This window comes from Alkalicaulis satelles (assembly GCF_008630495.1).
Taxonomy (GTDB): domain Bacteria; phylum Pseudomonadota; class Alphaproteobacteria; order Caulobacterales; family Maricaulaceae; genus Oceanicaulis; species Oceanicaulis satelles.
Window position 1 is genome coordinate 642183 of the sequence record NZ_VWOJ01000001.1, and the last position, 20338, is coordinate 662520.

The following is a 20338-nucleotide window of genomic DNA, read 5'->3' on the forward strand; positions in this document are numbered from 1 at the left end:
TCCACCCCGGGGTCAGCGCTGGTCCGCCTTGCGATTTTTGCATGCGGCGCTACACCGCCCCCATGAAGCTCTCAGACTTCGATTTCCACCTGCCCGAGGACCGCATCGCCCTGCGTCCGGCGCGGCCGCGCGACAGCGCGCGGCTTTTGCATGTCCGGCCTGGCGGAGCGCTGGAGGACCGCGGCGTGCTGGACCTTCCAGATCTGCTGCAGCCAGGCGATCTGATGGTGTTCAACGACACCCGCGTCCTGCCCGCCGCGCTCACCGCCTCGCGCCCGGCGCGCGAGCATGGCGGCGGCGGGCCGGCGCGCATCGAGATCAATCTGCATCACCGCGAGGGAGACGATGTGTGGCGCGCCTTCGTGCGCCCGGCCAAGCGGCTGCGCACCGGCGACCGGCTCGATTTCGAAGGCGGGTTCAGCGCCGGGGTGACGCACAAGGGCGCAGGCGGCGAGGTGAGCCTGAAGTTTGACCGCTCCGGCGCAGCGCTGGACGCGGTCATCGAGGCCGCCGGCGCGCCGCCTTTGCCGCCCTATATCGCGTCGAAACGCGCCGCCGATGCGGCCGACCGCAGCGATTACCAGACGCTCTACGCCGCGCCGGACAAGACCGGATCGGTGGCCGCGCCCACGGCGGGGCTGCATTTCACCGAGCGCCTGTTCGCGGCGCTGGACACGCGCGGGGTGCGCCGGACCCATGTGACCCTGCATGTGGGCGCAGGCACTTTCCTGCCGGTGAAAACCGAAGACGTGGCCGAGCACCGCATGCATGGCGAATGGTTTGAGGTGAGCGAAGAGGCCGCCGCCGCCATCAACGCCGCGAAAACTGACGGCGCGCGCATCATCGCGGTGGGCACCACGGCCCTGCGCACGCTGGAAAGCGCGGCTGGTCCTGACGGCGCGGTGCAGGCCGGATCGCGCGAGACCGATATCTTCATCACGCCGGGCTATCGCTTCCGGGTGGTGGACGGGCTGATGACCAATTTCCATCTGCCCAAATCCACGCTGTTCATGCTGGTCAGCGCGCTGGCGGGTCTGGATGTGATGCAGATCGCTTACGCCCACGCCATCGCGCAGGGCTATCGCTTCTTCTCCTACGGGGATTCCAGCCTGATCTGGCGGGCCTAGTTGCGGCGGCGCTCGCGGTCGCGCTCTTTGCCTTCATCCTCGTCATCGCTATCGGGCGTGACCAGATTGACGGCGCCTTCGGCCACATCGCCTGCGACGCGCACCGTGCCCACGGCGGCCCCGGCGGCAAGATCAGCGGCGGCGATGGCGATGCATCCGGACGTCAGGCACGGCGCGGCGAGCACGGCGGCGAGCAGGATGATGCGCGGCATGGGTCTGTCTCTGACTGAATAAATGAACAGGGGCGGCGCACTGCATGCGCCGCCCCTGATCCTCGTCATACAGATGTGAAAGCCGTGTTAGCGGCTGTCCACCAGAACGATCTCGGCGTCTTCGAGCGCCTCGACCTCGATCTGCGCCACGTCCCTGATGGCCGCGCCGTCGCGCGGGTTCACGTCCACGCCATTGACCCGGATGCGGCCCTTGGCCGGCGCCAGATAGGCGTGACGGCCCGGCTCCAGATCATAACGCGCGCGCCCGCCCTGGCTCAGCGTGGCGCCCAGCACCCGCGCATCGGCGCGGATGGGCAGGGCGTCATCACCCTTGCGGCCTGACGCCAGCACGGCGAACTGGCCGTCGCGGGTGTCCTTGGGAAACTCGCGCGCATTCCAGTACGGCTCGCCGCCTTTCTCGTCCGGCAGGATCCATATCTGGAAGATGCGCGTGGGCTCGTTTTCCAGATTGAACTCCGAGTGACGGATGCCCGACCCGGCGCTCATAACCTGCACGTCGCCCGCCACGGTGCGGCCCTTATTGCCAAGGGAGTCCTCGTGGCTGATCGCGCCATCGCGCACATAGGTGATGATCTCCATGTCGGCATGGGGGTGGGGCGGGAAGCCCGAACGCGGCGCAATGGCGTCATCGTTCCAGACCCTCAAGGCCCCCCAGCCCATGCGGGCGGGGTCGTAATAGGACCCGAAGGAGAAATGGTGGCTGGCCTTCAGCCAGCCGTGGTCAGCCTTGCCCAGGCTGTCGAACGGTCTCACGTCAATCATGACGGCCTCCATCGTCGCTTGGCGGCGCGTGAAAATCACGCGCCTGTTGGAGGGACAGATAGTCATCCCCTGCCCGCGCATTGAGATGGCGAATGGATGCAGTCTTTTGCCAGGGCGGAAAAGACGGGGACGCGCCCCCTCACCCCACCCGCTCTTCCTTGATCAGGGTGCGCTGATAGAGCTCGTCTTCGCGGAACCAGTGCCAGGTGCGCCCGCGCTTGGAATTGCACGCGCTGATCTGGATCATCTCGTAGAGATACTCGCCGGGCATGTCCTTGCGGCTCCAGGTCAGGCACACCGTGCGTTGATCAATCTCCCAGGCGCAGCCTTCAATGCGCTCGGTGTCCCACCAGATGCGCCCCTCGGCATAGCGGGCCGGGAAGACATGGGTTTCCTCACGCCCGTCCGCCCAGCTGTAGCGATTGGTCTGGTGGTAATCCCACTCGCCTTCATCCGGGAACAGGCAGATCAGATGCGAGCGGTGTTCGTCGATCAGCTCGCCATCGGCGCTGACATGGGAATAGACGCCGCGCCACTCGCCTGCGTGACGGGCCAGGACCGGCATGCGCCAGCGGATCAGTTTCATGACGGGCTTACCTCCGGTGCGGATCATGATTGAATGCGCCGCCCGAGTTGACGGCATTGGTCCGGACAAATCATAAGGCGATATCAGCCTGCGCCCAGCCTTTCTGGAAGGATGAACTGCATGAGCCTTGATCCGGTCTATCTCGAGCGCCAGGGCGCGGCGGCCCATCTGGTGCTGAACCAGCCCGCCAAGCGCAATGCGCTCAATGGCGCCATGTGGGCGGCCATACCCGGCCTGCTGGCCGAGGCTGAAGCCGACGCGGGCGTGCGCCTGATCGTGGTGCGCGGCGCCGGCGGCGCCTTTGCGGCGGGCGCCGATATCTCCGAGTTCGAACAGGTCTACGCCACGCCCGACAGCGCGGCGGCCTATTCGCGCGCCATCGCACAGGCCCTCGATGCGCTGGCGGACAGCCCCAAGCCGACCCTGGCGCTGATTGACGGGGCGTGCGTGGGCGGGGGCTGCGGGCTGGCGCTGGCGTGCGATCTGCGCTTTGCCGCGGAAGGCTCCAAATTCGGCATCACGCCGGGCAAGCTGGGGCTGGCCTACACCCTCAACGACACGCGCCGCCTGATCAACGCAGTGGGGATGAGCGCAGCCAAGGACATCTTGTTTACCGGACGGATTCTGGAGGCGGACGAGGCCTTGCGCCTGGGGCTGATCGACCGGCTGGCAGCGCGCGAGGCGCTGGCCGGCGAAGGCGAGGCGTTCGCACAGGCGCTGTCACGCACCTCGGCCCAGTCGGCGCGCATCACCAAGCAAATCATCGCGCGCATCGAGGCCGGTCAGGACCGCGATGATGACGCCACCCGCCAGCTGTTTCTGGACGCCTTCCAGAGCGCGGACTTCCAGGAGGGCTACCGGGCCTTCCTCGAAAAGCGCGCGCCGCGCTTCACGCCGGAGACTTGAAACAGGATGCCTAATCGCCGGCGCGTTCGCGCAGGCGCTGGGCGGCGGCCATGGCGGCCAGCGCCTCGCCATCGGTGCGTGACCCGCGCGCCGCGGCCTCATACAGCTCGGCGGCGCGGGCATGCTCGCCGCGCGCCTCCTTGATCCGGGCCAGGCCCAGCGCCGCGCTGGCGTGATCAGGCTCGAAGGCCAGCACGCGCTCGAACAATTCCGCCCCGCCAGATCCGTCGCCGGCTTCGGCCAGACACGCGCCATGGGCGATCATCATATCCATGTCCCAGGGCGCATCCTCCAGCGCCTGCGCACTGGCCGCGCAGGCCGTCGCAGCCGCCAGCGCTGTGCGGGACGGCGGGACGGCTGGCGTTGACGCCGGGGGCTGGGCCGAGGGATCGGGCAGGGCCGGGTCTGTCCGGGCGGATGGATCGGGGATGGACGCATGCGCTTCCTCCCGCTCAGCTGGCGACGGGCCGGACGCCGGATCGGGCGCGCGGGCGGTCAGGTGCGGCGCGGGCGCGCTGTAGCCGGCTGGCGCATCCAGCTGCACCCACACCCCGCCCTGGCGCACTTCAGCGCGGATCCATCCCGCCCCGGACAGCTCCAGGCGCAGCCCGTCCGCGTCAGGCGTGACGGACAGGGCGCTGAACGGCGCCGGCCCGGCAGGCGTGATGGCGCGCGCGGCGTCGCTGACGCCTGTCACATGCAACGCGCCGCCCTCAAGCACGGCGCTGCGCGGCTGGGTCCCGAAAGCCAGCCAGAGATGGGCCGCGCCGTCGCGGTCCGCCGCCATGACGTCGCGCAATTGGGCTTCGGCAGGCGCAACAAGGCTGGCGGCCAGACCGGTCAGGGCAAGGGCGGACATGCGGATCATGATGTCTGTGTGCCCCGAGTCGCAGGGGCGGACCAGAAGGGCGGCGGCCGGGCATGAATTGACGTTGACGTGCACGTAAACTTGGTGGAGAGTGCCGCTCCATGACCATTCCGGCGAAAGATGATCTGTGCTCGATCCGCGAGCTGGCCGAACGCTTCGGCGTGACGGCGCGCACGCTGCGTTTCTATGAGCAGAAGGGGCTTCTCAAACCCGCCCGCCGGGGCGCGACGCGCCTGTACACCGCCGCCGACCGGGCCCGGCTGGAGCTGATCCTGCGCGGCCGCCGCGTCGGTTTTTCGCTGGAAGACATCCGTGAGATGCTGGAGATCGAACAGCTCGATCACGGCTCGCGCGCGCATATGGAGCTGGCGCTGGAGCGCATGCGCGAGCGCGTCAGCGTGCTGGAGCGCCAGCGAGACGATATCGATTCAGCCCTGTCGGAATTGCATGCCGGCTGCCGCTGGCTGGAGGAACGCCTGGCCGACCGCGAACCGCCTGAAGACATCAAACGCCGCGCACGCGCCTTCGAGGCGCTGGCCGCGGCGCGCCTGACCCAGTGGGCCGCCAGCCCGCCTGACTGACGCCTGATCTGACGGGGCGGCGCCGCCCCCTCGCCCTTCGCCGGAGCTTTCTGCCCGGCCAGCCCTTCGGAGACGATCCATGCCCCAGTACAAAGCCCCGCTCCGCGATCAGAAATTCGTTCTCAACGATCTTCTGAACGTCCAGCAATACAGCGATCTCGACGGTTTCAGCGACGCCAGCGCCGACATTGTCGACGCCATCCTGGAGGAAGGCGCCAAGCTGTGCGAGAACGTGCTGGCGCCGCTCAACAAGACCGGCGACGTGCAGGGCTGCACGCTGAAAAACGGCGAGGTGACCGCGCCCGAGGGCTTCAAGGACGCCTATGCCCAGATGACCGAGGGCGGCTGGACGGCGCTGTCGGCCGATCCGCAATATGGCGGCCAGGGCCTGCCCCATTATCTCAATCTCGCCTTCAACGAGATGGTGACCAGCGCCAATATGGCGTTCGGCATGTATCCCGGCCTCACCGGCGGGGCGGTGCATGCGCTGGTGGTGGGCGGTTCGGACGAGCAGAAACAGCTCTACCTGCCCAAGATGATTTCCGGCGAATGGTCGGGCACCATGAACCTGACCGAGCCCCATTGCGGCACCGATCTGGGCCTGTTGCGCACCAAGGCCGTGCCCAATGGCGATGGCAGCTACAAGATCACCGGCCAGAAGATCTGGATCTCGGCGGGCGAGCATGACCTGTCGAACAATATCGTCCACCTGGTGCTGGCCCGCATCGAGGGCGCGCCCGCGGGCGTCAAGGGCATCTCGCTCTTCGTGGTGCCCAAATTCATTCCCGATGAAAACGGCGCGCCCGGCCAGCGCAACACGCTGCAGTGCGGCGGGCTGGAAGAGAAGATGGGCATTCACGGCAACGCCACCTGCGTCATGAATTACGACGAGGCCACCGGCTGGCTCGTGGGCGAGGAGAACAAGGGCCTGCGCATCATGTTCGTCATGATGAACGAGGCGCGCCTGGGCGTGGGCCTGCAGGGGCTGGGCCTGGCCGAGACCGCCTATCAGTTCTCGCTGGCCTTCGCCAAGGACCGCCTCCAGGGCCGCGCCCTGACGGGTCCGAAAAACGCCGACGGCCCGGCTGACCCGATCATCGTGCATCCCGACGTGCGGCGCATGCTGATGGATCAGAAAGTGTTCGTGGAGGGTGCGCGCGCGCTCGCCTACTGGACCGCGCTGCAGGGCGATCTGGAGCACAAGGGCCAGGACGAGGAGACCCGCGAGCGCGCGGGCGACTACATGGCCCTGCTCACCCCGGTGATCAAAGCCTATCTCACCGACAAGGGCTATGACAGCGTGTCCAAGGGCCTGCAGATCCATGGCGGTTCGGGCTTCACCGAGGAGTGGGGCATGTCCCAGCTCCTGCGCGATGCGCGCATCACCCTGATCTATGAAGGCACCAACGGCATCCAGGCGCTGGACCTGGTGGGCCGCAAGCTGGCCATGAAGGGCATGGCGCCGATCAACAACTTCTTCGCCGAGCTGGACGCCTTCGTGGCCGACAACAAGGCCGACAAGACCATCGCGCCGTCCGTGGAAGGGCTGGAAGCGGTCACCGCCAAACTCAAGCGCGCCACCAACTGGCTGGTGGAGAAGGGGCTGGAGAATTTCGACAATGCCGGCGCGGCCTCGACCGATTATCTCCACCTGTTCGGCCTGACCTGTTTCGCCTGGAAATGGGCGCAGATGGCCAAAGTGGCCGCCGCCCGCATCGCCACGGGCGACAGCGATCCGATCTACAAGTCCAAGCTGGTCAGCGCGCAATACTTCGCCGAGCGCTGGCTGCCCGATGCGGACGCCCATCTGGCGCGCATCGAGAGCGGCGCAGACACGCTGATGGCCCTGTCCGCCGAGGCGTTCTGAGGCCCGGCCAATCAGGAGACACGATCATGACCGCGCAAATCCTCAACACCCCCCGTCCCGCCTGGCTCGACCAGGAAGACGTCAATCTGTTCGAAGCCTCGGTGCGCGCCTTCCTGGAGAAGGAATGCCTGCCCCATGGCGACCGGTGGGAAAAGGAAGGCCAGGTCGACCGCGAGGTCTGGACCAAGGCGGGCGAGGCCGGGCTGCTGGTTCCGTCCTGCCCGGAAGAGTATGGCGGGGCGGGCGGCGACTGGCGCCATGACTACGCCTTCCACATGGCGGTGGCCGAGCTGGGCGTGGATGGCTGGGGCTCGTCGCTGCACAACTCCATCGTGGCGCCCTATGTCTGGCACTATGGCAGCGAGGAGCAGAAAAAGCGCATCCTGCCCAAGATGATCTCCGGCGAATATGTCGGCGCCATCGCCATGACCGAACCGGGCGCGGGCTCGGACCTGCAAGGGGTCAAGACCACAGCGGTGCGCGACGGCAATGGCTACCGCATCAACGGCTCGAAGACCTTCATCACCAATGGCGGCACGGCCAATCTGATCGTGGTGGTGGCCAAGACCGACCCCAAGGCCGGCGCCAAGGGCACCTCGCTTTTCCTCATCGAGACCGACGGGCTGGAAGGCTTCCGGCGCGGTCGCAATCTCGACAAGGTGGGCCTGAAGGCCCAGGACACCGCCGAGCTGTTCTTCGAGGACATGTGGGTGCCCGCCGAGGCCTTGCTCGGTCAGGACGAGGGCAAGGGCTTCTTCCAGCTGATGGACCAGCTGCCCCAGGAGCGCCTGCAGATCGCGGTGCAGGGCGTGGGCATGATGAAGCGCGCGCTGGCCGAGACCATCACATACGTCAAGGAGCGCAAGGCCTTCGGCAAGGCGGTGATCGATTTCCAGAACACCCAGTTCAAGCTCGCCGAGCTGAAAACCAAGGCCACCATCGCCGAGGTGTTCTGCCAGCACTGCTCGGACCTATTGATCCAGGGCAAGCTGGATGCGGCCACGGCCTCCATGGCCAAATACTGGGTCACCGACATCCAGTGCGAGCTGATCGACGAATGCGTCCAGCTCCATGGCGGCTACGGCTTCATGAACGAATACCCTATCGCGCGCATGTGGCGCGACGCGCGCGTCCAGCGCATCTATGGCGGCACCAACGAGATCATGAAAGTGCTGATCGCGAGGACGCTTTGATGGTGGTGGATGCTGGCATCTCAACGCCCCTCTTTCCTCCCCCGCCTGCGGGGGAGGTGGCCGCGCAGCGGACGGAGGGGGGATGCACCCTATGATCGGAGGGCGCCATGCGTGAAGGAGAGGCCCGGTCGCGTCCGTTTGCGCGTCAATTGCGCCAACGCCTGACCAATGCCGAGACCATCCTCTGGTCGCGCCTCAAGTCAGGCCGCCTCAACGGATGGCGCTTCCGCCGCCAGCATCCGATTGGCCCCTATGTGGCGGATTTCGCCTGCGTGCCCGCCAGGCTCACCATCGAAGTCGATGGTGAAACCCACTGGCGCGCCGCCGAGATCGCCCATGACAGGCGGCGCTCGGCTTTCATTCGTGCCCGCGGCTTTCACGAACTGCGTGTCTGGAACAATGATGTTTACGACAATCTGGATGGAGTTCTGGATGCGATCACCGCCGCGCTTCCCCCCTCCGTCCCGGAGCAGGCTCCGGGACACCTCCCCCGTAAACGGGGGAGGAAAACTGACGCAGCATTGAAAAATTCCAACGGGAGACACCCCTCATGACCGACGCTTATATCTATGACGCCTGCCGCACGCCGCGCGGCAAGGGCAAGAAGAACGGCACGCTGCACGAGATCACGGCGCTGCAGCTGGCCACCCAGCAGCTTCAGGCGATCGCGCAGCGCAATAATCTCGACACCTCGCTGGTGGACGATGTGGTGCTGGGCTGCGTGTCGCCGGTGGGCGAGCAGGGCGCCAATATCGCGCGCGCAGCGGCCCTGAACGCGGGCTATGCCGAGACGGCGTCGGGCTTTCAGGTCAACCGCTTCTGCGCCTCGGGGCTGGAAGCGGTCAATCTGGCCGCCGCGAAAGTCATGTCCGGCGAGGCCGATCTGGCCATTGGCGGCGGCGTGGAAGCCATGAGCCGCGTGCCCATGGGTTCCGATGGCGGCGCCATGGTGGTCGATCCCGAAATGGCGTTCGACCATTATTTCGTGCCCCAGGGCGTATCGGCCGACCTGATCGCGTCCAAATACGGCTATTCGCGCGATGACGTGGACGCCTACGCGGTGGAGAGCCAGAAGCGCGCGGAAAAAGCCTGGAAAGAGGGCCGCTTCAAGAAGGGCGTGGTGCCGGTGAAGAACCAGCTGGGCCTGACCCAGCTTGACCATGACGAATACATGCGCCCGGGCACCGACATGCAGTCGCTGGCCAGCCTGAAACCCGCCTTCGCCGATCTGGCGGCCTTTGTGGGCCTGGACAAGGTGGCGATCCAGAAATACCCGGACGTGGAGAAGATCAATTTCGTCCACCATGCGGGCAATTCGTCGGGCATCGTGGACGGCGCCTCGGCCATCCTGGTAGGCACCAAGGAGATGGGCGAGCGCCTGGGCCTGAAACCCCGCGCGCGCATCCGCGCCATGGCCTCGGTCGGGTCTGAACCCACCATCATGCTCACCGGCCCGGCCCCGTCCGCGCGCAAGGCGCTGAAGAAGGCCGGCATGAGCCCCGAGGACATCGATCTCTACGAGATGAACGAGGCCTTCGCCGCGGTCGTTCTGCGCTTCATGGAAGATCTCGGCGTCCCCCACGACAAGGTCAATGTCAATGGCGGCGCCATTGCGCTGGGCCACCCGCTGGGCGCCACCGGGGCCATGATCCTGGGCACCCTGCTCGACGAGCTGGAGCGCACCGGCAAGGGCACGGCGCTGGCCACGCTCTGCGTTGGCGGCGGCATGGGCACAGCCACCATCATCGAGCGGATCTGATCACGCCATGAGCGAGACGCCGGAAACCAAGCGCAAGAACGATGAAGCCAAGGATGAAGGCGGCGGCTTTCTGTCCGGCCTGCCCATCGCCATGGCGCTGGGCGCCGGGATCGGCCTGGCGTTCGGGCCTGCCTTTGGCAATACCGGCGTGGGCATCGCGTTCGGCATCGCCATCGGGATCGCGCTCGCTCCGGCCTTCGGATCGGTCATGAAATCTGCTTCCAACAAGCACAAGGACGGCGCAGCCGGTGACGGCGCGCCTGACCAGGAGACGAAACAATGAGCTACACCCATTTCAAATTCGAGGTCGACGGCGACGGGATCGCCCTGATCACCTTCGACAGCCCCAATGTGTCGATGAACGTTCTGTCCGCCGGCGTGATGGCCGAGCTGGGCCAGATCATCGAGCGCCTCCAGGGCGAGGACGCCATCACCGGCGCAGTCATCACCTCGGGCAAGAAAGCCTTCTGCGCGGGCGCGGACCTGTCCGAGCTGGGCTCCGGCATGGCCGATCTCAAGGGCCTGCCCGAGGACGAGGCCAAGCAGAAACTGTTCGACATCGCCTACCGCCTCAACGCCTCGCTGCGCGCGCTGGAGACCTGCGGCAAGCCTGTGGCCGCCGCGATCAACGGCCTGGCGCTGGGCGGCGGGTTCGAGGTGACGCTGGCGTGCCATTACCGTGTCATGGCCAGCGATACCGGCGCCAAGCTGGGCCTGCCTGAAAGCCTGGTGGGCGTGCTGCCCGGCGGCGGCGGCACCCAGCGCCTGCCGCGCCTGATCGGCGTGATGAACGCCGCTCCGATCATGCTGCAGGGCAAGCAGTTCGACGCCGACACCGCCAAGGCGCAAGGCGTGGTGCACGAGATCGCGCCGGTGGCCGAGATCGTCGCCAAGGCCAAGGACCTGGTGAAGGCCAATCCGCTGGGCTCCAAACAGCCCTGGGACCAGGACAAGTTCAAAATCCCCGGCGGCGGCCCCTACCACCCCGCCGGCATGCAGATTTTCGGCGGCGCCTCGCCGATGCTGCTGAAAGAGACCTACGGCAATTATCCCGCCCAGCGCTATATCCTGTCATGCGTCTATGAAGGGCTTCAGCTGCCCATGGACGCGGCCCTGCGCATCGAGAGCCGGTATTTCACCAAGCTGCTGATGCGCCCCGAGAGCCGCAACATGATCCGCTCGCTCTTCCTGTCCAAGCAGGCGCTGGAAAAGGGCGGACGCCGTCCGGCGGGCCAGTCGAAATCCGACGTGCGCAAGATCGCGGTGATCGGCGCGGGCTTCATGGGCGCGGGCGTGGCCACCGTGTCGGCCCAGGCCGGTATTGAAGTGGTGCTGATCGACCGTGACCAGGAAGGCGCCGACAAGGGCAAGCAGCACGTGCTCGATCACTTCGCCAAGGGCGTCCAGCGCGGCAAGCTGAGCGAGGACAAGGCCAAGGCCATGGGCGATCTGGTCACCGCGACCACCGATTATTCGCTCCTGAAAGACGTGGACCTGGTGGTCGAGGCGGTGTTCGAGAACTCCGAGCTCAAGGCCGAAATCACCAAGAAGGCCGAAGAGCACCTGCCCAAGGACGCCATCTTCGGGTCGAACACCTCCACCATCCCGATCACCTCGCTGGCCAAGGCCTCGGCCCGGCCGGAAAACTTCATCGGCATCCACTTCTTCTCGCCGGTCGAGAAGATGATGCTGGTCGAACTGATCGTGGGCGAGAAGACCGGCGACGCGGCCGTGTCGCGCGCCATCGATTTTGTCGGCAAGATCAGGAAGACTCCCATCGTGGTCGCCGACACGCGCGGCTTCTACGCCAATCGCTGCGTGATGCGTTATATCGAGCAGGGCATGTACATGCTCACCGAGGGCGTGAAACCGGCCCTGATCGAGAACGGCGCGAAAATGGCCGGCATGCCGGTCGGCCCGCTCTCGCTGCAGGACGAGGTGGCCATTGATCTGGGCTACAAGGTGCTGCAACAGACCAAGAAGGATCTGGGCGACGCCTTCGAGGACACCCCCAACGCCGCTGTCATCGAAAAGATGTACGAGCTGGGCCGGTATGGCCGCAAGAACGCCAAGGGCTTCTATGTCTATGAGGGCAAGTCCAAGCGGCTGTGGGACGAGCTCGGCCAGTTCGCGCCCGGCGGCAAGCTCCTCGCCGATGATCAGCAGCCCTCAGTGGCCGAGATCAAGGACCGCATCCTCTACGCCCAGGCGCTGGAGGCGGCCCGCACCATGGAGGAAAACATCGTCTCCGACCCGCGCGAGGCCGATGTGGGCTCGATCCTGGGCTGGGGCTTCGCGCCCTATACCGGCGGCGTTTTGTCCTTCATCGACACGGTGGGCGCCGCCCGCTTCGTCAAGCGCGCCGATGAACTCAAAGCCAAATACGGCAAGCCGTTCGAGGTCCCGCAATTGCTGCGCGACATGGCGGCCAAGAACGAGAGCTTCTATGGCCGGTTCGCCCCCAAGCAGGCGGCGTAGGTCTTCGTTCTGAATGCTGAAACTGAAAGACCCCGGCGCGGCGACGCGCCGGGGTTTTTTCGCGGGGCCGGGCGGCCATCTGAACTCAGCCCCCTCCCCCAGGGTTTCCCCGTCAAAAGACGGGGCCCAGGAGGACCGCAAGGGCGAACGCCCGCCCGCAGCGTCAGCGAGCACTGCACGATCATAGCGCAGACCCCATCAGCACGGCAGGACGTAATCGTTCAGCGCCTGTCCGGCGCGCGCTGCGGGGAAGATGAAGCTCTGGTCCAGAAAGCTGACCGAGATGGTGTCGCGCGCACCGGCCAGGGCCTGGGCCAGAGCGGTGATCTGGGGGTCGGTGATCAGGGTCTGGGCCGCGAGGGTCCCGGTGCTGGCCAGGCGGTGGAAGCGCACAGTATGGACATGGCTGTTGGCGGATCCGTCGATCACCACACGCAAGGCGCCAGAAGCCGCGATCGTGTCATCCCACGCCCGCGCGGTCTCCACGCCAAGCCACAGGCTCCCGTCGCACGTAAGCTCCAGCGTCGCCGCGCCGGTCCTGTCATGGGTCCAGGCCCAGCCCGCATCGAAATCCGAATCTCCGGTCCAGTCGGCGAAGGCCGTCCCAGCAGCCAGCCCAAACGCCGCCGCCAGCGCAGCGCCCGCCATGGCGAGGCGCCGGCCAAACCGCCCCTGACGAAACGCGTTTGCAAGCAGCGTGTGCGGGCGGGTGGAAATGGTCATGCGCATCAGCTTACTCCCGGTCTCAAAAGACAATCTGGCCGCACGATAAGCCTGATCGCGATCGCGTTCACCCCCCTGTTCGGGTGGTGGGTTTGATCGTTCTCGCCCCCTCACCCCGCGTTTCCCCGGCGCAAGCCGGGGTCCAGTTGCACCGGTGTTTCTGGGTCCCGGCGTCCGCCGGGAAAACGCAAAGTGCTTGAAGCGCCTATCCGCTCCTGCCCTGTGAGAGCATAAACTTCAGGCGCCATGACGCATCATCAAGCCCTGACCTCAAGCGCCAACAGGACCCGCAAGAGCGGCAAGGCGCGGCGTGGAAGGGCTGTGGCAGGAGTGACTGTTGGCTCATTCTCACGGGAAATCTCACCCGGACTCTCACCGCCCCCCGCTGCATCGCGGGCCTATCGCCATCACGGCGCCATGGACTACATCCCATCCCATGAGCGTGACCGAAGACATCGAGGCGCTGGTCGAGGAATTCGACTTCCTGGGGGACTGGGAGGAGCGATACCGCTATCTCATCGAGCTGGGCCAGGCCCTGCCCGCGCTGGCGCCCCATGAGCGCAATGAGCAGACCAAGGTGAAGGGCTGCGTCAGCCAGGTCTGGCTGGTGCTGGAGCGCGGTGCAGACGGCCGGCTGCGCCTGCGCGGCGATTCAGACGCCCATATCGTCAAGGGCCTGGTGGCGCTGCTGACCCGGCTCTATGACGGACGCTCGCCTGAGGAAGCGCGCGCCATCGACCCCCGGGACGTGCTGGCGCGCATCGGCCTGTCCGAGCACCTCTCGCCCCAGCGCTCCAACGGCCTGGCCTCCATGGTCGCGCGCATCCAGTCCGACGCTCAGTCCTGACCGGCCTGGCGCATCCGCTCGATCCGCAGCTCCAGGCGCCTGATTTCCAGCACAAGCTGCGGCCGGCGACATGAAGGCGCTCACCGGGTTTCGGTCTTTTGCTCCATAGCGCGCGCCGCCGCAAATAGCAGGATGGCGATGACAAGCGCCAAACCCGCACGCACGGGAAAATACCAGGCCGCCGGATACTGCATGAAAGGGGCTGTGAATTCTTCGCCCGCAACGAGGATGATGGCCTGCCTTATCCACTCAAGCCCCGAGGACACATCCGCCAGATAGCCCGCGACGCTCAACTGCCGGCCTTCCATGAACAGGTGAACATGCAAGCTGACAAGCAGATCGCCTGCTGCGCCTATCGATGCAATCACGCCCAGAATGACAAGGAGAATGCGCATCAGGCGTCTCCTTTTTCCTGGCGCATCCGCTCGATCCGCAGCTCAAGCCTGCGGATCTCGATGAGCAGGCGGTTCTCGCTGATATAGGCCGTCATGCTCGTCTTGATGACGATCGCCATGACAAACAAGGTCACCGCAGGCAAACCATAGCGCAACGCCTCCAGCACATCCTCAGCGCGGAAAAACTCCCAGGCGAGCCACACGCCAACACAGAACATCACGCCCTGGCTGACCAGCATGACCCAGTTGGCCCAAGCCCTCGGGCCGATCAAGAGTGGCCAGAAGCCGCCAAGAACGCCCGGTTCCTTGCCCAGCGCCTCGCGAAGGACACGGTCTTCATCGTCCAGTGTTTCATTGATCAGACGGTCGATGTCAGACATCGTCTTCTCCTGTGAGCGTGACGCGCAGCGTGCGCCGCGCGTGCATGAGGCGGGTCTTGACCGTGCCCGCGGGAACGTCCAGCGCCACGGCGATCTCCGCAACGCTCAGATCTTCGATGTGAAACAGCCACATGGCCGCGCGCTGGGGCGGCGGCAGGGATTGCATCGCCTGGGCGATGCGCGCCGCGTCCGCGCCGCGGTCCGGGTCAGGTCCGGGCGCCGGGGCTGGCTCGGCCAGGGCTTTCGCCTGCAAGCGCCGCCGGGCCTGGCGGCCTGAAATCAGCCGCGCGCAGCGCCGCGTGGTGATGCGCCAGGCCCATAGCGCGAAGGCGCGGTCCTCACGCAGGCGGTAAAGCCCGGTGATGATCTCCACCCAGGCGTCCTGCACCGCCTCGCGCGCCAGATCGTGATCGCCCGTCAGCCGCCAGGCGTGGGCGATCAGGCGCGGTTGCCAGCGCCGGGCCAGCGCGTCACGGGCGCGCGGCTCGCCGGCGCGCGCGGCGGCGGCCAGATACGCGTCCAGTGTGCGGTCGGCCCGGGTGACGGCCATGAAATGCGCCTCTTCAGCAACGCGATTGTATGGGAAGGGTGCGCCTGCGCCGCCATCGGGTTCAATCCGGCGCGCCGTTTTTCCGCACAAGAGCGCCTCTGGAAGACCGCGAACTCTGCTGCTGGCTGTTTGGCATATGGGAAAGGGCAAAGCCGCGCCATAACCTTTCGTCCCCCGCGAGCGGGGGAGGAAAGAAAGGCCCGGCCCACCATCCCCATCAAGGGGGGGAAACAGCGCCGCCTGATGCGCTGACTTATCCACAGAAGCGGCTCAAGACCGTTGAAATCCGCAAACCGCCCATGACGCACGCGCTGCGCCCCGCTAGCATGCCCCCATGACAGCTGACGCCGCCGACGCCCCCGCATACGCCCTGCCTGCCGAGACCGACTCGAGCGGTCCGCCGCGCAATATCGAGGCCGAGCAGGCCTTTCTGGGCGCGGTGCTCTATGACAACGAGGTCTATAACCGGGTCAGCGACTGGCTGCGCGCGGAGCATTTCCATGATCCGCTTCACGCCGCCGTCTTCCGGCGCGCCGCCCAGATGATCAATGCCGGTTCGCTGGCCGATGCGGTCACGCTGCGCAGCCATTTCGAGGGTGATCCGGGCATGGCCTCGGTGGGCGGGGTGAGCTATCTCGCCCGGCTGATGAGCGAGGCGCCCGACGCCGCCTCGGCGCCGGAATACGCCCGCGTGATCTATGATCTGGCGATCCGGCGCGCCCTGATCGAGTTCGGCTCGACGGTGGCCTATGACGCCAGCCGGCCCAGCGAAAGCCTGTCAGCGACCTCGCTTCTGGAAACCGCCGAACAATCCCTGTTCCGCCTGGCCGAAAGCGGCGGCGCCTCGCGCACCCTGCAACCCTTCTCCGAGGCGCTGGCCCAGTCCATGGCCATGGCCCAGGCCGCCTATCAGCGCGGCGGCGGGCTGTCGGGGATTTCCTCCGGCCTGAAGACGCTGGACGCCAAGCTGGGCGGCATGCACCGCTCCGACCTGATCATCCTGGCGGGCCGGCCCTCCATGGGCAAATCCTCGCTGGCGCTCAATATCGCGTTTTCCATGTCGCGCGCCCACCGCACCGAGACCGGCAGCGATAATGTGCGCAAGACCACTGAAGGCGGGGTGGTGGCGTTCTTCTCGCTGGAGATGTCCAGCGAACAGCTCGCCACGCGTCTGCTGGCCGACTATACCGGCATATCCGGCTATCATATCCGTCAGGGCAAGATCGACGCGGCCCAGTTCGAGGATTTGCGCGACGCGGTGGCCGCCATCAATTCCATCCCGCTCTATATCGACGATACGGGCGGGCTCTCCATCGGCGCCCTGGCCGCCCGCGCGCGCCGCCTCAAGCGCAATCCCCAGATCGGGCTGGATTGCGTCATCGTCGACTATCTCCAGCTGGTGGCCGGCTCCAACAGCCGCGGCGACAACCGGGTGCAGGAGGTCTCCGAAGTGACCCAGGCGCTCAAGGCGCTGGCCAAGGAGCTCAACGTGCCGGTCATCGCCCTGTCCCAGCTGTCACGCCAGGTCGAGCAGCGTGACGACAAGAAGCCCCAGCTCTCGGACCTGCGCGAATCCGGCTCCATCGAGCAGGACGCCGACGTGGTCATGTTCGTCTATCGTGAATCCTATTATCTGGAGCGCATGGAGCCCAAGGAGGGCACCGAGCAGCATCTGGCCTGGGAAGACGAGATGCGCCAAGTGCGCAACGAGGCCGACGTCATCATCGCCAAGCAGCGCCACGGCCCGATCGGCTCGGTGAAGGTGCATTTCGATCCCGACCGCACTAAATTCTCCGATCTGGACACCACCGGCCGGCGTGATTTCGAGTAATTCTTCATGGACGAGACCCACCCCGATGCGCCCGCAGCGGCGCATGGCCTGAGCGCGCGCCTGATCATCGACCGCGACGCGCTGGCGCGTAATTTCCAGCGCCTGCAGGCCATGGCCCGCGGCGCCGAGACCGGCGCCTCCATCAAGGCTGACGCCTACGGGCTGGGCGCCGCCGCGCTGGCGCCGCGCCTGGCGCGCGAGGGCTGCCGGACATTCTTCACCGCCACGCCCGAGGAAGGCGCCGAGCTGCGCCGGTCGCTGGGCGGGGGCGAAGCCGATATCTGGGTGCTCAACGGCTATGACCGCGCCCAGCGCGCCGTCTATGTGGAACAAAGGCTGGGCGCGGTGCTCAATCAGGCATGCGAGCTGGCGGACTTCGCCGATGAACCTGCCGGCCCGTGCGCCCTGCATCTGGACACCGGGATGAACCGGCTGGGCTTTTCGCCTCAGGAGACTGAAGACCTCATCGCCGCACCGGGCGTGCTGGAAGATCTCGATCTGCGCGTGATCATGAGCCATTTGGCGTGCTCGGAAGAGCCGTCCAACCCCATGAACGCCGCCCAGCGTGAGCGCTTCACCGCCCTCGCCGGACGCCTGCCCAAGGCGCGCTTGAGCCTGGCCAATACCGGCGGGGTGATGCTGGGCGAGGCGTATCACTTCGATCTCGCGCGCCCCGGCATCGGGCTCTATGGCGCCAGCGCCTCGCTAGCCGAACCGCACCCGTTCGAGCCGGTGGCGCGGCTGGAGGCGCCGCTGGTGCAGCTGCGCCAGCTCCAGCCCGGCGATAGCGTGGGCTATGGCGCCAGCTTCACCGCCGGGCGTCCCATGACCGTGGCCACAGCCGCCGTGGGCTATGGCGACGGCCTGCCCCGCGCCCTGTCCGGCAAGGGCTTTGCGCGCATAGCAGACAGGCGCGCGCCCATTCTGGGGCGCGTCTCCATGGATCTGGTGGTGCTGGACGTGAGCGATTGCGAGGCCGAGGCCCGCGCGGGCGCGCCGGCGGTGTTCCTGGGCGAAGACCTCACCGAGACGGCTAAGCTGGCCGGCGCCCTGCCCTATGAGCTTCTCACCGGCCTCGGCCTGCGCCCGGCGCGGGTCTATGAAGGCGCGCCGTGACCCGGGTTAGACGTTGAACTTGAACAAGAGCACGTCGCCGTCCTGGACGACGTAGTCCTTGCCTTCCTGACGCAGCTTGCCCGCCTCGCGCGCGCCGCTCTCGCCGCCATGGGCGACATAATCGTCAAAGGCGATGGTCTCGGCCCGGATGAAGCCGCGCTCGAAATCGCCGTGGATGACGCCCGCCGCGCGCGGCGCGGTCCAGCCTGAGCGGATGGTCCAGGCGCGGGCCTCTTTCGGACCGGCGGTGAAATAGGTGCGCAGATCCAGAAGCTGATAGCCGGCATGGATCAGACGGTTCAGCCCCGGCTCCTCCAGCCCCAGCTCGGCGAGATATTCGCCGCGCTCGTCAGCGTCCAGCATCGCCAGTTCGGACTCGATGCGCGCCGAGATCACCACACAGGCCGCCCCCTCCTGCGCCGCGCGCGCTTCCACCGCGCGCGAGTGGGCGTTGCCGGCGGCGGCGCTGTCTTCATCCACATTGGCCACGAACAGCACCGGCTTGGAGGTCAAAAGCTGCAGCATGCGCCAGGGGCGCATCTGGTCGGCGGGCACCTCGGCCTTTCTTGCCGGGCGGCCCTCGCGCAGCTCAGCCAACGCCAGATCGATGAGGACGAGGCTTTCCTTGGCCTCCTTGTCGCCGGTCTTGGCCTTCTTCTCCAGATTGGCGCGGCGCTTTTCCAGGCTGTCGAGATCGGCGAGCATCAGCTCGGTCTCCACGGTCTCGAAATCGGCCATGGGATCGACCTTGCCGGCCACGTGGGTGACGTCGTCATCCTCAAAACAGCGCAGCACATACACCACCGCGTCCACCTCGCGGATATTGGCCAGGAACTGGTTGCCCAGCCCCTCGCCCTGGCTGGCGCCCTTCACCAGGCCCGCAATATCGACAAAGCTCATGCGCGCGGGGATGACATTGGCCGAACCGGCGATCTGCGCCAGCTTCACCAGGCGCGGCTCGGGCACCGCCACCTCGCCCACATTGGGCTCGATGGTGCAGAAGGGATAGTTGGCCGCCTGCGCCGCAGCGGTCTGGGTCAGGGCGTTGAACAGGGTGGATTTGCCCACATTCGGCAGGCCCACAATGCCGCACTTGAATCCCATCGCCCGTCTCCTTTTGCGCCGTCCGGCTCCGGGGCGCCGTATAGGCCGGGCGGGGCCGAAGGGAAAGGGCGCGCGGCGCCCGGTCTTGCCCATCGGCCCGCCGCCATGGCATGCCCCGCGACATGACAGCTCCCCTCACCGCCCCTGCCCTCAGCGTCCAGACCGCCGCGCTCGACGTGCTGATGAGCGCCGGACCTGACGAAAAGGCCGCCTGCGCCCGGCGCGTGGCGGCGGACTGGCGCGCGGGCGCCCTCGCCCTGCCTGAACGCGGCGCGCCGGGGATGGCGCCGGGCCGCCCGGCCCGGCCTGACCGCCCGGTGCTGGCGCCGCCCTCCGGCGTGCCCAAGCGCAAGCTCGGCTCGCGCGCCGGGCGCTTCGCCCTCCTGCATGCGGTGGCTCATATCGAGTTCAACGCCATTGATCTGGCCTTCGACATGGTCGCGCGCTTTGGCGGGGATGCGCGCATTTCTGATGAGGACCGTGCGGACTTCATCTCCGACTGGATCACCGTCGGCGATGACGAGGCGCGCCATTTCAGGCTTCTGGGCGAGCGCCTGGCCGCGCTGGGCGGCGCCTATGGCGATTTGCCCGCCCATGACGGGCTGTGGAGCGCAGCTGAAGCCACCAAAGACGATCTGCCTGCGCGCCTTGCCATCGCGCCCATGGTGCTCGAAGCGCGCGGTCTCGACGTCACCCCGGTGATGATCGAGCGCCTGCGCGCGGCCGGAGACGACGAGAGCGCAGACGCCCTTGAGATCATCTATACCGAGGAAGTCGCCCATGTGGCCGCCGGGCGGCGCTGGTTCGATGCGGTGGTCGCGGCCGAGGGCCATGATCCGCGCGACCGCTTCCAGACCCTGGTGCGCCAGTATTTTCGCGGCGCGCTCAAACCGCCCTTCAATATCCCCGCTCGTGACCGCGCCAACCTGCCCGAAGACTGGTACGCGCCGCTGGCGGGCCTGCTGGACTGAAGCGAAAACGGCTGCGCACAAGCACGCCCGCGCAGTATTCTGTCACAGCCTTGATTCGCAC

At 66.8% G+C, this 20338-nt stretch carries 22 protein-coding genes; 13 read left to right on the forward strand and 9 right to left on the reverse strand.

The window, feature by feature from the left end; all coding sequences use genetic code 11:
- Positions 1 to 62 precede the first annotated feature (62 nt).
- Positions 63 to 1127: a tRNA preQ1(34) S-adenosylmethionine ribosyltransferase-isomerase QueA gene (queA, locus tag F1654_RS03140; RefSeq protein WP_150022036.1), complete on the forward strand. Its 1065-nt coding sequence runs from the start codon at positions 63 to 65 to the stop codon at positions 1125 to 1127.
- Here the strand turns inward: queA and F1654_RS03145 are convergent.
- The 3 genes from F1654_RS03145 to F1654_RS03155 all read right to left on the reverse strand — a co-directional run bounded on the left by F1654_RS03145 (position 1124) and on the right by F1654_RS03155 (position 2708).
- Positions 1124 to 1339 (reverse strand): hypothetical protein, encoded by a 216-nt coding sequence (locus F1654_RS03145; protein ID WP_150022037.1) that lies wholly within the window; start codon positions 1337 to 1339, stop codon positions 1124 to 1126. The genes queA and F1654_RS03145 overlap by 4 nt on opposite strands.
- A gap of 87 nt (positions 1340 to 1426) precedes the next feature.
- Entirely contained in the window at positions 1427 to 2122 is a 696-nt protein-coding gene (locus F1654_RS03150) for a pirin family protein (RefSeq protein WP_150022038.1), read from the reverse strand.
- 139 nt (positions 2123 to 2261) lie between these two features.
- Positions 2262 to 2708 carry a DUF3598 family protein gene (locus F1654_RS03155; protein ID WP_150022039.1) on the reverse strand — a complete coding sequence of 149 codons (447 nt, stop codon included), beginning with the start codon at positions 2706 to 2708 and terminating at the stop codon, positions 2262 to 2264.
- Positions 2709 to 2828: 120 nt separating this feature from the next.
- Here F1654_RS03155 and F1654_RS03160 point away from each other — a divergent pair, with 120 nt between their 5' ends.
- The gene (locus F1654_RS03160) at positions 2829 to 3614 is read left to right on the forward strand and encodes an enoyl-CoA hydratase-related protein (protein ID WP_150022040.1); all 786 of its coding nucleotides are present in this window, start codon (positions 2829 to 2831) and stop codon (positions 3612 to 3614) included.
- Between the two features lie 10 nt (positions 3615 to 3624).
- Here the strand turns inward: F1654_RS03160 and F1654_RS03165 are convergent, their stop codons facing one another.
- A complete protein-coding gene (locus F1654_RS03165) occupies positions 3625 to 4482 on the reverse strand; it encodes a tetratricopeptide repeat protein (RefSeq protein WP_150022041.1) in 858 nt (285 codons plus the stop codon).
- A 101-nt stretch (positions 4483 to 4583) separates the two neighbouring features.
- On the opposite strand from F1654_RS03165, the gene F1654_RS03170 reads away from it, so the two are divergent.
- From F1654_RS03170 to F1654_RS03200, 7 genes are all read left to right on the forward strand, one after another.
- Positions 4584 to 5063, forward strand: a complete 480-nt coding sequence (locus F1654_RS03170; RefSeq protein ID WP_150022042.1) for a MerR family transcriptional regulator — start codon at positions 4584 to 4586, stop codon at positions 5061 to 5063.
- Positions 5064 to 5142: 79 nt separating this feature from the next.
- Positions 5143 to 6930, forward strand: coding sequence for an acyl-CoA dehydrogenase C-terminal domain-containing protein (locus F1654_RS03175; RefSeq protein ID WP_150022043.1), 1788 nt, complete (start codon positions 5143 to 5145; stop codon positions 6928 to 6930).
- Positions 6931 to 6956: 26 nt separating this feature from the next.
- Positions 6957 to 8123 (forward strand): acyl-CoA dehydrogenase family protein, encoded by a 1167-nt coding sequence (locus F1654_RS03180; protein ID WP_150022044.1) that lies wholly within the window; start codon positions 6957 to 6959, stop codon positions 8121 to 8123.
- Positions 8124 to 8230: 107 nt separating this feature from the next.
- On the forward strand, positions 8231 to 8677 hold the full coding sequence (locus F1654_RS03185) for an endonuclease domain-containing protein (protein ID WP_150022045.1): 447 nt from the start codon (positions 8231 to 8233) through the stop codon (positions 8675 to 8677).
- Positions 8674 to 9882: an acetyl-CoA C-acetyltransferase gene (locus tag F1654_RS03190; protein ID WP_150022046.1), complete on the forward strand. Its 1209-nt coding sequence runs from the start codon at positions 8674 to 8676 to the stop codon at positions 9880 to 9882. Before F1654_RS03185 ends, F1654_RS03190 begins: the two co-directional genes overlap by 4 nt.
- 7 nt (positions 9883 to 9889) lie before the next feature.
- Positions 9890 to 10165, forward strand: coding sequence for a glycine zipper family protein (locus F1654_RS03195; protein WP_150022047.1), 276 nt, complete (start codon positions 9890 to 9892; stop codon positions 10163 to 10165).
- A complete protein-coding gene (locus F1654_RS03200; protein WP_150022048.1) occupies positions 10162 to 12360 on the forward strand; it encodes a 3-hydroxyacyl-CoA dehydrogenase NAD-binding domain-containing protein in 2199 nt (732 codons plus the stop codon). The genes F1654_RS03195 and F1654_RS03200 overlap by 4 nt, the downstream gene beginning before the upstream one ends.
- 198 nt (positions 12361 to 12558) lie before the next feature.
- On the opposite strand, the gene F1654_RS03205 is transcribed toward F1654_RS03200, so the two are convergent.
- Positions 12559 to 13089 carry a hypothetical protein gene (locus F1654_RS03205; protein ID WP_150022049.1) on the reverse strand — a complete coding sequence of 177 codons (531 nt, stop codon included), beginning with the start codon at positions 13087 to 13089 and terminating at the stop codon, positions 12559 to 12561.
- Positions 13090 to 13519: 430 nt separating this feature from the next.
- Here F1654_RS03205 and F1654_RS03210 point away from each other — a divergent pair, with 430 nt between their 5' ends.
- The gene (locus F1654_RS03210; RefSeq protein ID WP_150022050.1) at positions 13520 to 13930 is read left to right on the forward strand and encodes a SufE family protein; all 411 of its coding nucleotides are present in this window, start codon (positions 13520 to 13522) and stop codon (positions 13928 to 13930) included.
- Positions 13931 to 14010: 80 nt separating this feature from the next.
- Here the strand turns inward: F1654_RS03210 and F1654_RS03215 are convergent, their stop codons facing one another.
- Genes F1654_RS03215 through F1654_RS03225 form a run of 3 tightly spaced genes read right to left on the reverse strand, consistent with a single transcriptional unit; the run spans position 14011 to position 15255 of the window.
- On the reverse strand, positions 14011 to 14325 hold the full coding sequence (locus tag F1654_RS03215) for a hypothetical protein (protein WP_150022051.1): 315 nt from the start codon (positions 14323 to 14325) through the stop codon (positions 14011 to 14013).
- Positions 14325 to 14705 (reverse strand): DUF6768 family protein, encoded by a 381-nt coding sequence (locus F1654_RS03220; protein ID WP_150022052.1) that lies wholly within the window; start codon positions 14703 to 14705, stop codon positions 14325 to 14327. Before F1654_RS03220 ends, F1654_RS03215 begins: the two co-directional genes overlap by 1 nt.
- A complete protein-coding gene (locus F1654_RS03225; RefSeq protein WP_150022053.1) occupies positions 14698 to 15255 on the reverse strand; it encodes an RNA polymerase sigma factor in 558 nt (185 codons plus the stop codon). Before F1654_RS03225 ends, F1654_RS03220 begins: the two co-directional genes overlap by 8 nt.
- Before the next feature lie 334 nt (positions 15256 to 15589).
- Between F1654_RS03225 and F1654_RS03230 the strand changes: the two genes are divergently transcribed.
- Together F1654_RS03230 and alr are read left to right on the forward strand one after the other, a co-directional pair.
- On the forward strand, positions 15590 to 17086 hold the full coding sequence (locus tag F1654_RS03230) for a replicative DNA helicase (protein WP_150022054.1): 1497 nt from the start codon (positions 15590 to 15592) through the stop codon (positions 17084 to 17086).
- A 6-nt stretch (positions 17087 to 17092) separates the two neighbouring features.
- On the forward strand, positions 17093 to 18202 hold the full coding sequence (gene alr / locus F1654_RS03235; RefSeq protein ID WP_150022055.1) for an alanine racemase: 1110 nt from the start codon (positions 17093 to 17095) through the stop codon (positions 18200 to 18202).
- Between the two features lie 6 nt (positions 18203 to 18208).
- On the opposite strand, the gene ychF is transcribed toward alr, so the two are convergent.
- The gene (gene ychF, locus F1654_RS03240) at positions 18209 to 19306 is read right to left on the reverse strand and encodes a redox-regulated ATPase YchF (RefSeq protein ID WP_150022056.1); all 1098 of its coding nucleotides are present in this window, start codon (positions 19304 to 19306) and stop codon (positions 18209 to 18211) included.
- 122 nt (positions 19307 to 19428) lie between these two features.
- On the opposite strand from ychF, the gene F1654_RS03245 reads away from it, so the two are divergent.
- Complete coding sequence (locus tag F1654_RS03245; protein WP_150022057.1) at positions 19429 to 20277, forward strand: ferritin-like domain-containing protein; 849 nt, start codon at positions 19429 to 19431, stop codon at positions 20275 to 20277.
- Positions 20278 to 20338: the final 61 nt, after the last annotated feature.